13 protein-coding genes and 1 other annotated feature are annotated in these 10,102 nt (G+C 66.9%); of the genes, 5 read left to right on the forward strand and 8 right to left on the reverse strand.

The annotated features are described in order from the left end of the window. The 4 genes from ACFQS7_RS27785 to ACFQS7_RS27800 form a co-directional block, all read right to left on the reverse strand. A protein-coding gene (locus ACFQS7_RS27785) for an IS3 family transposase (protein ID WP_380070409.1) occupies positions 1 to 1,235 on the reverse strand; the annotation gives its coding sequence in 2 pieces (ribosomal slippage) (positions 1 to 941 and positions 941 to 1,235; 1,236 coding nt in all). Further along, positions 832 to 948: a sequence feature (AL1L pseudoknot), on the reverse strand. It overlaps the preceding gene by 117 nt. After that, positions 1,189 to 1,932 carry an amidoligase family protein gene (locus tag ACFQS7_RS27790; protein ID WP_380070410.1) on the reverse strand — a complete coding sequence of 248 codons (744 nt, stop codon included), beginning with the start codon at positions 1,930 to 1,932 and terminating at the stop codon, positions 1,189 to 1,191. The genes ACFQS7_RS27785 and ACFQS7_RS27790 overlap by 47 nt, the downstream gene beginning before the upstream one ends. A 170-nt stretch (positions 1,933 to 2,102) precedes the next feature. After that, positions 2,103 to 3,914, reverse strand: coding sequence for a glycoside hydrolase family 15 protein (locus ACFQS7_RS27795; protein ID WP_380070411.1), 1,812 nt, complete (start codon positions 3,912 to 3,914; stop codon positions 2,103 to 2,105). A gap of 52 nt (positions 3,915 to 3,966) precedes the next feature. Beyond that, positions 3,967 to 4,782 carry a glucose 1-dehydrogenase gene (locus tag ACFQS7_RS27800; protein WP_380070412.1) on the reverse strand — a complete coding sequence of 272 codons (816 nt, stop codon included), beginning with the start codon at positions 4,780 to 4,782 and terminating at the stop codon, positions 3,967 to 3,969. A gap of 191 nt (positions 4,783 to 4,973) precedes the next feature. Here ACFQS7_RS27800 and ACFQS7_RS27805 point away from each other — a divergent pair, with 191 nt between their 5' ends. From ACFQS7_RS27805 to ACFQS7_RS27820, 4 genes are all read left to right on the forward strand, one after another. Next, positions 4,974 to 5,426, forward strand: coding sequence for an MgtC/SapB family protein (locus tag ACFQS7_RS27805; RefSeq protein ID WP_380070413.1), 453 nt, complete (start codon positions 4,974 to 4,976; stop codon positions 5,424 to 5,426). A gap of 200 nt (positions 5,427 to 5,626) precedes the next feature. After that, positions 5,627 to 6,172 carry a recombinase family protein gene (locus tag ACFQS7_RS27810; protein ID WP_380070414.1) on the forward strand — a complete coding sequence of 182 codons (546 nt, stop codon included), beginning with the start codon at positions 5,627 to 5,629 and terminating at the stop codon, positions 6,170 to 6,172. Positions 6,173 to 6,359: 187 nt separating this feature from the next. Beyond that, a complete protein-coding gene (locus tag ACFQS7_RS27815; protein ID WP_380070415.1) occupies positions 6,360 to 6,641 on the forward strand; it encodes an HU family DNA-binding protein in 282 nt (93 codons plus the stop codon). A gap of 268 nt (positions 6,642 to 6,909) precedes the next feature. After that, positions 6,910 to 7,092, forward strand: a complete 183-nt coding sequence (locus ACFQS7_RS27820) for a hypothetical protein (RefSeq protein WP_380070416.1) — start codon at positions 6,910 to 6,912, stop codon at positions 7,090 to 7,092. Between the two features lie 26 nt (positions 7,093 to 7,118). Here ACFQS7_RS27820 and ACFQS7_RS27825 read toward each other — a convergent pair whose 3' ends face one another. The 3 genes from ACFQS7_RS27825 to ACFQS7_RS27835 all read right to left on the reverse strand — a co-directional run bounded on the left by ACFQS7_RS27825 (position 7,119) and on the right by ACFQS7_RS27835 (position 9,497). Beyond that, positions 7,119 to 7,697 carry a sigma-70 family RNA polymerase sigma factor gene (locus ACFQS7_RS27825; RefSeq protein WP_380070417.1) on the reverse strand — a complete coding sequence of 193 codons (579 nt, stop codon included), beginning with the start codon at positions 7,695 to 7,697 and terminating at the stop codon, positions 7,119 to 7,121. Positions 7,698 to 7,966: 269 nt separating this feature from the next. Further along, positions 7,967 to 8,605, reverse strand: a complete 639-nt coding sequence (locus ACFQS7_RS27830) for a hypothetical protein (protein WP_380070418.1) — start codon at positions 8,603 to 8,605, stop codon at positions 7,967 to 7,969. A gap of 193 nt (positions 8,606 to 8,798) precedes the next feature. Then, positions 8,799 to 9,497 (reverse strand): hypothetical protein, encoded by a 699-nt coding sequence (locus ACFQS7_RS27835; protein ID WP_380070419.1) that lies wholly within the window; start codon positions 9,495 to 9,497, stop codon positions 8,799 to 8,801. An 85-nt stretch (positions 9,498 to 9,582) separates the two neighbouring features. On the opposite strand from ACFQS7_RS27835, the gene ACFQS7_RS27840 reads away from it, so the two are divergent. Next, the gene (locus ACFQS7_RS27840; protein WP_380070420.1) at positions 9,583 to 9,819 is read left to right on the forward strand and encodes a hypothetical protein; all 237 of its coding nucleotides are present in this window, start codon (positions 9,583 to 9,585) and stop codon (positions 9,817 to 9,819) included. Positions 9,820 to 9,869: 50 nt separating this feature from the next. Here the strand turns inward: ACFQS7_RS27840 and ACFQS7_RS27845 are convergent. After that, on the reverse strand, positions 9,870 to 10,102 hold a 233-nt coding region (locus ACFQS7_RS27845; RefSeq protein ID WP_380070421.1), incomplete at its 5' end, for a hypothetical protein.

Here is a 10,102-nt window from a genome sequence, read left to right on the forward strand (position 1 = left end):
TTATGCGGCCAAGGCTTGCGCCTCGGTTTGCGCGTAGTAGCGCGCTTCTGCCTCGGCAGGGGGTATGTTTCCAATCGGCTCGAGCAGGCGGCGGTTGTTGAACCAGTCCACCCACTCCAGGGTGGCAAACTCGACCGCCTCCATGCCGCGCCACGGACCGCGCCGGTGAATGACCTCGGCTTTGAACAGGCCGTTGATCGTCTCGGCCAGGGCATTGTCGTAGGCGTCGCCCACGCTCCCGACTGAGGGTTGGACGCCCGCCTCGGCCAGACGGTCCGTATAGCGCAGCGCAAGGTATTGCGACCCCCTATCCGAATGGTGCACGAGCCCGTCGTTACGGACCGGACGGCGCTGGTGCAGGGCCTGCTCCAAGGCATCCAGCACGAAGCTGGCGTGAGCGGTCCGCGACACCCGCCAGCCGACAATGCGCCGGGCAAAGGCGTCGATCACGAAAGCCACGTAGACGAAGCCCAACCAGGTCGCGACGTAAGTAAAGTCACTGACCCACAGGGCGTTCGGGTGCGGTGCCCTGAACTGGCGGTTGACATGGTCCAGCGGGCACGCTGCCGCGGGGTTGGGGATGGTAGTGCGTACTTTCCTGCCCCGCACAACTCCGTGCAGCCCCATGATCCGCATCAGGCGCGCCACTGTGCAGCGGGCAGCCTTGATCCCCTCCCGGGCGAGCTGCCGCCAGACCTTGCGCACGCCGTAGACGCCGAAGTTCGCCTCGTGCACGCGCCTGATCTCAGCCATCAGCGCCACGTCACTTCGGGCCCGGGTCGGCAGCTTGCCCGGGTCGGCACGCCGCGCGACGTGGGCGTGGTAGGTGGATGGGGCGATCGGCAGCACCGTGCAGATCGGCTCGACCCCGTATGCCTGCCGGTGATCGTTGACGAAGGCGATCATGTCCGCGACCGGCGGTCGAGCTCCGCCATGGCAAAATATGCGCTGGCCTTGCGCAGGATCTCATTGGCCTGGCGCAGCTCCCGGTTCTCGCGCTCCAGCGCCTTGATCCGTTCGCGGTCGGCACTCGTCGGCCCGGGCCGCTGCCCACCATCACGCTCGGCTTGGCGCACCCACTTGCGCAGCGTCTCCGCCGTGCAGCCGATCTTGGCTGATACCGAGTTGATGGCCGCCCACTGCGTCGGGTAATCGCCGCCACCCTCCAGCACCAGACGTACTGCCCGCTCACGCACCTCCGGCGAGTAGCTCGCCGCAACTTTCTTCGTCGTCATCGCTCCATCCTCTCAAGAGTTGGAGCCTCCGACAAACCCGGGGCGGTTCAACCCGCCGCTCATCAAGGTGGAGGAATAGCGGCAGGAGATCGAGGTCACGGTCCCGCGTCGGGTTCGCTGCCAAGTAATCGCCCATCAGGCCGGCGATGTCCGGCCAGTAGTCCGCCACCACCACCCGCCGCACGTAGGACGACGGAAAGCCACGTCCGAAACCGGGCCTGCGGCTCAGGCCGCGTGGCCGACTTTCCCGCCGCAGCCAGTCATTCAGCAGCACGAACGCCTTCAAGATCGCGGTGATCGTCTCCGCGTCGAGCCGCGGCGCCTCCGGGTTAAAGTGGAGGCTGAACGCGACCGGCCCTACCTCCCGCGCCCCCGCCCGACGCAGCACCTCCACGGCTTGGTCAACCAGCGCTAGCCGGTCGATCGGCACCGGTCCAGTTACCAGTTCACGCGGTACGAAATACTGTGCCGCCGTGCCCAGCCGGGTTGCCCAAATCGTGCTGAGCCGGCCCCACCGCGTCCCCCGGTGGCGCTGCGGATGGGCGTGACGCATATCGATCTCGACCATCAGCTCGCCGAGCGCCGTCCCCTGGACGGCCAGCGCGTGCAGGTCCTCCTCCGCGACGGTGCCGCCGAGCCCCGCTGCGAGCGCCATCGCCGCCTGTCGCGCGCTGATCGCCCCGAACTCCATCTCCACGCCGACTGTTCGCAGCCGCCCGGCCGCGTTCTCCCGTGTCGGTGGGTCGGCAAAATCGGCCCGTGGCTGCGACGCTCCGGAGAGGTGCGCACCCTGAGGCGCGCGAACGCCGCCTTGCGGGGACGGCGGAATGGAGGCCGGCGGAGCAAGACCTTTGACCTGAGAGCGGTTCAAGCCGGACCGGTCTTTGCGTCACTGGCGCGACGCTGGGCTGGACCCCGGGCCAGCGTGAGGTTCTGCGCCGTGTTGATCAGGCCGATATGCGAAAATGCCTGCGGAAAGTTGCCGAGCTGGCGGCGTGTCCGCGGATCATACTCCTCAGCCAGAAGACCAACGTCGTTCCGGATGCTGAGTAGCCGCTCGAAGATCTCCGCGGCCTCATCCTGGCGGCCCATCAGTGCCAAGGCATCCGCCTGCCAGAAGGTGCATGGAAGGAAGGCGCCTTCGCCGCCGCCCAGTCCGTCGACGCCGGTCTCCGGCCGATAGCGCAGCACGAAGCCATCGACCGTCAGCTCGCGTCCGATCGCCTCCACGGTGCCAATGATCCGCGGATCTGACGGTGGCAGAAAGCCCACAGTCGGCATGAGCAGCAGCGCGGCATCGAGATCGTCTCCGCCATAGTGCTGTACGAAGCTGTTGCGTTTAGCGCTGTAGCCATTGCGGCAAATGTCGTCATGGATTTTGGCGCGCAGGGTGCGCCATACCTCAACCGGTCCTTCGAGGCCGTACTGCTCGACGCCCGAGATTGCCCGGTCGACCCCGACCCAGGCCATCAGCTTCGAGTGGGTGAAGTGTCGCCGTGGCCCGCGCACCTCCCAGATGCCGCTATCGGGCTCGCCCCATTTCTCGGCGATGAACTGCATCAGCACCGCCTGCATCCGCCACGCCTCGGCATCCGGCTCGACATTGTATTTGCGGGCGACGTGCAACGCATCCATCAGCTCGCCATAGATATCGAGCTGGAACTGCTCCTGGGCACCGTTGCCAATGCGAACGGGTCGGCTGGCTTCGTAGCCTCTCAGCCATGGCAGCTCCAACTCCGGCAAGCGACGCTCGCCAGCCAGCCCATACATGATCTGCATCTCCTCCGGCCGCCCGGCGGCGGAGCGCAGCAGCCAGCGCCGCCATGCCACAGCCTCCTCGGTGTAGCCGGAGCTCAGCAGCGAGTAGAGGGTCAGGGTGGCATCGCGGATCCAGCAGTAGCGATAGTCCCAGTTCCGCACGCCGCCGATCTCCTCCGGCAGCGACGTCGTCGGGGCAGCGACGATGCCGCCGGTCGGGCTGTAGGTCAGCGCCTTGAGCGTGATGAGAGACCGCTGCACGGCGTCGACCCAGGGTCCGCTGTAGGTGCACTTGGCCGACCAGTCGCGCCACCAGCGAGTGGTGCATTCGAGCAGCACCTCGGGGTGCTGAACCGGCGGCTCGGGCCGGTGTGACTTGTACCAGCACAGGGAGAACGGAATGCTCTGCCCCGGCCGTACCGTGAACTCCGCCATTGTGGTGAAATCCTGGTTCGACAACTCCACCGGCGACCACAGCTGCAAGGCGTTGGGTCCGGCAATGGCCTGCAGGCCATAGGGCCGGCGCCGTAGCCAAGGGACGACATGGCCGTAGTCGAACCGGAACACCGCCTCCAGGCGCATCGATACCTCGCCACGGACGCCACGCACGATCCGGACGACATCAACTTCGTCCTCAGTGCTGGGCAGCGGCATGAAGTCGGTAACAACGACCGAACCTGTCTCCGTCTCAAACTCGGTGTCGAGGACCAGCGTGCCGTCGCGGTAACGTCGTGACACCGCCCGGATTTCACCGACAGGAGCGATCCGCCAGTGGCCGTTCTCGGGTCCGCCCAGGAGTGCTGCGAAGCAGGCCCCGCTGTCGAAGCGCGGCGCGCAGAGCCAGTCGATCGAGCCGTTCCTGCCCACCAGCGCGGCGGTGAAGGTGTCCCCGATCAGCGCGTAGTCCTCGATGCGCAGCATCTCCGCCGCGGCCTGCGCACCGGACAGGGGCGGAGCAGCCTTCTGCGTTGCCTTAGCCATTCTCGCGGAACCCGGGATAGAGTGTCATGCCGCCATCGACGAATAGCGTCGTGCCGGTGACATAGTCGGACGCGTCGGATGCGAGCCAGACGGCCGCCCTGGCGACATCCTCCGGCAGGCCGATACGACCATAGGGAATGAGGGCCAGAAGGCGCTGCAGCGCCTCCGGTGTCTCCCAAGCGGCGCGGTTGATGTCAGTCTGGATGGCACCAGGTGCGATGCCGTTCACACGGATGCCACGCGAGGCGACTTCCTGGGCCAGGCTCTTCATCATCAGCATGATGCCGCCCTTGGATGCGGCGTAGTTGACATGCCCCGCCCAAGGGATGACCTCGTGCACCGAGCTCATGCAGATGATCTTGCCCGTGGCAGCCGAACGCCCAGGATCACGGCCCTGCCGGTCGAAGATCCGGACCGCTTCACGAGCACAGAGGAATTGGCCAGTGAGGTTGATGTCGAGCACCGTCCGCCACTGGTCCAGTGTCATGTCGGCGAAGGCGGCGTCCTTCTGGATTCCGGCATTGGCCACCAGGATGTCGAGGCGGCCAAAGCGGTTGAGCAGTCCGCGGAACAGCGCTTCGACCTGCTCCTCGCGCGAAACATCCGTCTGCAATGCGACCGCCGCGCCGCCAGTCCGTTCGATCTCATCAACGACGGCAGCAGCACCCTCAGGGCTCGACGCATAGTTGACCCCGACCGCCGCGCCTGCCGCCGCAAGCGCGACCGCTACGCCGGCACCTATGCCGCTGCTGCCTCCGGTGACAAGGGCGACTTGTCCTTCGAGCGGCCGAGGCGCGTTTCCTGGCATGGACATCTTCCGTATGGCCTCAGCTGCAGAGCCGGACGTGCGTCCGCAGGAATGCGCAGCGAGGCAGCGGCTCTTTGGTTGCAAGATGCACCCTGGCAAGGCAGCGCCAGCCCCACCGCGTCCCGTCGCCAGTCCCTTTGCTTGCGCCCGTCCATTGCGGAACAATTGAGTGTCATTCGTGTTACGGCAACATGGATCTCCAGGATCTGTTGCCGAACGTCCGCCAACTCGCCTTCCTGCCGCATATTCGCGACCTGACCATTGCTTACGCACTCGCATTCCTGATCGGTTGGAACCGCGAGCAGGAGGACCGCAGCGCGGGTTTGCGCACCTTCCCGCTCGTCGCCATTGCGGCCTGCGGCTTCGTGCAGGCGGTGGAAGGCCTGCTGCGCAATGAGCCGCAGGGCATGGCGCGCGTGGTCGAGGGAGTGATCACCGGGATCGGCTTCATTGGCGGTGGCGCGATCCTCAAAGGTGGCGGTGAGGTTCAGGGGACCGCGACGGCAGCTTCCCTCTGGGCCACAGGGGCGATCGGTATCGCCGTAGGTCTGGCCAACTATGATGTGGCCCTGGTCATCTGCCTGTTCACGGTGCTCACGCTTTACGTCCTCGGCCGCCTGAAGCCGAAGGAGCCTGACAGCTGAACCCGCGTCGCAGAGCCAAAGTTGAATGCGTCATGAGCACGTATTTGTAGCCAGCAACGTGGGCAAGTTCGGTGGTCCAGATTGCCTTCTAAGAGTCCAGGCCGATTTTCTCCTTGCATAAATCAACAATTATGCAAAGAACTTTCGGCATTGATTTTGCTGGGCTTTTCCTTTGCATAAAACGCCGCCATAAGTCGGGCATGATGTACGGCTACGCCAGGGTCTCGACCGACGGGCAGAGCGTCGAGGCGCAGGTGCGCCAGCTTGCCAAGGCGGGATGCCCGAAGGTGTTCCGCGAGGTGGCAAGCGGCGCCAAGACCGACCGCGCCCAACTCCGCAAGGTGCTCGACCGGCTCGAGGCCGGTGACGTGCTCATGGTGACGCGCCTTGACCGCCTCGCCCGATCGACGCGGGACCTGCTCAACACGCTGGCCACGATCGCCGGCAAGAAGGCCGGCTTCCGCTCCCTCGGCGATGCCTGGGCCGACACCACGACCGCGCATGGCGGCCTGATGCTGACCGTGTTGGGCGGCTTGGCCGAGTTCGAGCGCGAGCTCATCCGCATGCGGACCGGCGAGGGACGGGCTCGGGCCGTGGTCCGGGGGCAGAGAATGGGTCGGCCCCCGAAGCTCACCCCGCACCAGCGGCGCGAGGCGGTCAAGCGCCGAGACAAGGGCGAGACGCTGGCCGAGATCGGCCGCAGCTACAACGTCAGCGGGGCGACGATCTCCCGACTTCGCCCGTGACACGCTGAACGAAGTTCTGCTTCAATCCCCTGGGGATCAAAGGGGGGGCACTAGGATGGCGAAAGCGGCGAAGCCGGCGACGGCCAAGAAGCCCGTAGTTTCGGCGAAAGCGGACGAGGCACCGGCGCCGGGCAAAGCCAAGGTGCCGGCGAAGGCCGGGGGTGCCGCGCCAGCCGTGAACGGCACCATGGCCGCGGCGGTCAGCCTGAAGCAGATGGCCGCCACGCTGGCCGAGAGCCACGACCTGCCGAAGCGCCAGGTCGAGACGATGCTGGGCGAGTTCGTGCAGAATCTCGCCGAGCACCTGCAGCGAGGCAGCAAGATCCGGATCCCCGCCCTCGGTATCTTCCAGGTGAGCGCGCGGGCCGCCCGGACTGGGCGGAACCCGGCCACCGGCGAGCCAATCCAGATCAAGGCCAGCAAGAAGATCGCCTTCCGCCCGGCCAAGGAGCTCAAAGAGGCGATCTGACTGTATGCCAGCGCCGCCGTGAAACATCGCTGCCGGGCAGCGTGAAGTAGCGACAGCACGCTATGGTGCTGTCGCTCAGACCGGCAGCATGGTTTCTCCATGATGCAGCGGCCACAAACGCACAGAGCCCCATGACCTCAGAGCGAGATCATGGGGCTCTGTGCGTTTGTGGCCAGGACGGCAAGGGGTCGGTTACTTCCTGAGACTGCCGAAGTCGGTCTGCTTCTGCCGTGGTGTTCGGGCACCGCGCGAAGCGGACGCTGAGGACATGCGGGCGGTCCGGCTGCGTCTTGCAGTCAGCGGTGCAGTTCTCGCGCTCGCCGATTTGCCGGGCCAGAGCGATAAGCTCGACAGGGTCGCCGCCGCCGAACTCGATGGTGATATCGGCCGCTTGGCGGGCGGCGGCCCGAAGTCGGAACAGCAAGGACACGCGGCACCTTTCGGTGACTGAAGCTCTCGACAGAATCGGCGGCGTTGCTAGTCGGCTGCCCCGGTGGATGACGCTCGAATTCCGCTCGTCCGGCTGGAGGCAGGCACAATGCAGCGCGGCGACACGTTGCTGCTGGCCTCTTCCTTGCCAAAAAGCATTGCCTGAAGCTGGCGGCGGGCACGGAAAACCCGGGACTTGGCCGCGCCTACGGCGCAGCCGGTCACCTCCGCGACTTCGTCGTAGCTCATGCCCTGCAAGGCGACCATCAGCAGCGCCGCGCGCTGTTCCGCCGGGAGACGGCCAATCGCACCGCGCAACTCGCCTAGGATCAGCCGGTCCTCCTGCGCTCCACCGATGCCGAGTACAGCGTCCGGCACATGGTCCAGATCCTCGGTCGCGTGCCGCTTGCGGGTGTCACTGATGAAGCGGTTGTACAGAATGCGATGCATCCAGGCGTGGAAGTTGGTGCCTGGGGTGAAGCTGTGGCGCCCGGCCAGCGCGCTGGCGACCGCGTCGTGCACTAGGTCGTCAGCAGCAGCGCGGTTTCGGGTCAGGGCGCGAGCGTGCGTTCGAAGGCGGGGCAATGCCGCGGTGAGCAGATCGTGGAACCCGTCGTGCTGCGGCATGAGCGCTCCTCCTTGCTACTCATAGTTGTAGCGAGGCGCTCAAGCGCACGCATTGCCATTCTCATGTTGCGACAGAAATGTGAGGCGTGAACCAGCCGCAGGGCTCGCCCGGATCCCCGCACCAGTGAGGCTGTCCAATGCGGCGTCCGTCCTGTGGCGGGTCGAGTTGGCAAGGCATCTGCGTGACTCGCGCGATGACACGCAGTGCCGCTTGGTTGGGCTTGCCCGCGCTCGTCCTAGCCCGTGCTCGCTGTTGAGGGGCGCGCTAGTCAGAAGCCCTCTTCCAACGCATCGAGGTCGACCTCCTGGATCGAGAACCAGATTGGCTCTGGGCTGCGCGCCGCGGTGCGCAGGAGAGGCTTGGTGGCGGCCAGCAGCTCATCGAGCGAGCGGAACGGGTTCACCGCCTCCTCGCCATCACTGGTCCGCATCAGCAGGGCATAGCCGGCTTTGCTGGGTCTTGGCAGGGGTGTGGGCACCGAGGGTCTCGACGCCTTCCCGACGCGCCCTGACCGGGTGGGTGCCAGGGACGGTACGCGCGCTGGTGGCAGATCAGCTGCGGCGACTGCGGGCGACGAGGCCTTGTCGTTCGCCAGCGCCGGCGGCTCCGGTGCCACCGGGGGCATAGCAGCCGGAGCAGCAGAAGCGGAGTTTGGCTCGGCCGGCGCACCGAAGAGGTCGTCTACGGCGGCGACTGCCGGAACAAGGGTGGGAGCGGCTGCGGCAACGCTGGGGGATGACACGACCTCACCCGTGTTCTGGACATCCTGCCGGCGGAGCTTGGCCAAGATGGCGTAGATGTTCGCTGCGGTGCAGCCATAGGCCGCAGCCACGTCAGCGACTTTCTGACCTTCAACGTCGACCCGGTGGCGGATCGTCGCCTGCTCCTCCCGCGGTATCCTCGGCATCTGCTCCTATTCCTTGCCGCTTACGCCGACGCGAAAGAAATACGAACTTTGACGTCAGATACCAGCGGGCGAGGCGGATTCAAATTTGAATTTGGTTATCGTCTCTTGCGGCGGGTCGACCGGACCGCGGCGGCGCTGCGAGGGCGAGCAGCGCGACCGACTACCGCAATCCATCCGCGGATTGGGTCCGGCCTTACAGCAGCGTGGTCTGGGGTGGCGGACACTCGGTGGTCTTGCGGCGTGGCTTGGCGCCAAGCAGGGGCGCTGACCGGCTGGCGGCCTCGCCGGGTCCGGCATCGTTGTCGTCCGCGAGAAGGCGGAGCTGCACGGCCGCCTCGGTGGCCGCTGTCGCGGGCGGCTCCAGGGACACCGGCCAGAAGCACTCGACGCGGTCTTCGCCCCGCGGCGCCAGGAAGACCACCCGCTCGACCTGCCCGGGTTCGCCGGTCTCTACCCCCAGCCGGAACGCGAGGCCTTCGGCCGCCCCCTCGCCCAGTGCCAGGGAGAGCTGCTGCATCTCCATCTCCTGTCGCCGCAGCGTACGCTCGGTCGGCTCATCGGCGGCGCCGCGAAAGAAGCGCACCGGCACGCCCTCGTCCGCCGCGCCGATGACGAAGACGAAGACGAAATGGGCGCTGTCGTCCAGCACCGCGAGCCAGGGATAGTCGCCCGAGCTGGCGGCGCGCTGGAGGCGATGCCGGCCAAAGGCGAAGGCGCGGCAGCCGACCGACCAGGGATCGTCGCCGAGCTCGTAGCTGGCCATGGCCAGCGCGTCACGGCGGGCATGGGCCAGCAGGCGGGCACAGAGCCGCAGTCGGTTCTCGGTCAGGGCGGGATGGTAGTCCCAGGGCAGGCGCGGGGGCGGTGGCGAGGGTGGTTCGGCGCGCTCCATGGCTCGACCGTAGCACGGGCGGGATCGCCTTAGCGGACCCTGGTGCGAGCGGGGCGTGAGCACCAGGCCGGCATGGGCCGACTGCTTGGCGGAGCTGGCAGCGAAGCCCCGCCCCGGGGCGCGGACACCGGCGGGCCTCGAGCGATGCCGCCGGGCGAACTGGAAGCACCGCGGGCGCAGCGCCAAGGCCATCGCGGGCCAGCGGCTGCGCGGCGAGGCGCGGCGGCTGACCACCAGCCTGCGCGGCTTGATCCGGGCGGCGGAGGACCGCATCGCGGCAGACCAGGCCGGAAACGCGAAAAGCCCCATGACCTCGGTCTGAGGTCATGGGGCTTTGGCATGCCCTCCAGTCGGGAGGACAGAGGATGGTGGCTACTCCGGCGTGTCGCCGGTGCGGGCCCGCTCCTGGCGGCGGTGCTCGAACACGGCGCCCTGGAAGGCGCGGAACTCGGGCATCCGCAGGAAGCGGATGAGGTAGCCGCCATAGGTCAGCTCGGCATGGCACGCCCCGCAGATCAACCACCCATGCTCCGGCTTGTTCAGGCCGCGATGAAAGAAGTGGTCGAAGGCGGCGCTGGCCACCGGCCGGTTGGCCTCGGTGAGAA

This window comes from Dankookia sp. GCM10030260 (assembly GCF_042666655.1).
GTDB lineage: Bacteria > Pseudomonadota > Alphaproteobacteria > Acetobacterales > Acetobacteraceae > Paracraurococcus.

What these genes read in the sequence shown, in the direction of transcription:
- ACFQS7_RS27795 (WP_380070411.1), bottom strand. Translation starts at nt 3,914, where the DNA reads ATGCTGCGCATCGAGGACTACGCGCTGATCGGGGACACCTTCACCGCC.
- ACFQS7_RS27800 (WP_380070412.1), bottom strand. Translation starts at nt 4,782, where the DNA reads ATGCCAGGAAACGCGCCTCGGCCGCTCGAAGGACAAGTCGCCCTTGTC.
- ACFQS7_RS27805 (WP_380070413.1), top strand. Translation starts at nt 4,974, where the DNA reads ATGGATCTCCAGGATCTGTTGCCGAACGTCCGCCAACTCGCCTTCCTG.
- ACFQS7_RS27810 (WP_380070414.1), top strand. Translation starts at nt 5,627, where the DNA reads ATGATGTACGGCTACGCCAGGGTCTCGACCGACGGGCAGAGCGTCGAG.
- ACFQS7_RS27815 (WP_380070415.1), top strand. Translation starts at nt 6,360, where the DNA reads ATGGCCGCGGCGGTCAGCCTGAAGCAGATGGCCGCCACGCTGGCCGAG.
- ACFQS7_RS27820 (WP_380070416.1), top strand. Translation starts at nt 6,910, where the DNA reads ATGCGGGCGGTCCGGCTGCGTCTTGCAGTCAGCGGTGCAGTTCTCGCG.
- ACFQS7_RS27825 (WP_380070417.1), bottom strand. Translation starts at nt 7,697, where the DNA reads ATGCCGCAGCACGACGGGTTCCACGATCTGCTCACCGCGGCATTGCCC.
- ACFQS7_RS27830 (WP_380070418.1), bottom strand. Translation starts at nt 8,605, where the DNA reads ATGCCGAGGATACCGCGGGAGGAGCAGGCGACGATCCGCCACCGGGTC.
- ACFQS7_RS27835 (WP_380070419.1), bottom strand. Translation starts at nt 9,497, where the DNA reads ATGGAGCGCGCCGAACCACCCTCGCCACCGCCCCCGCGCCTGCCCTGG.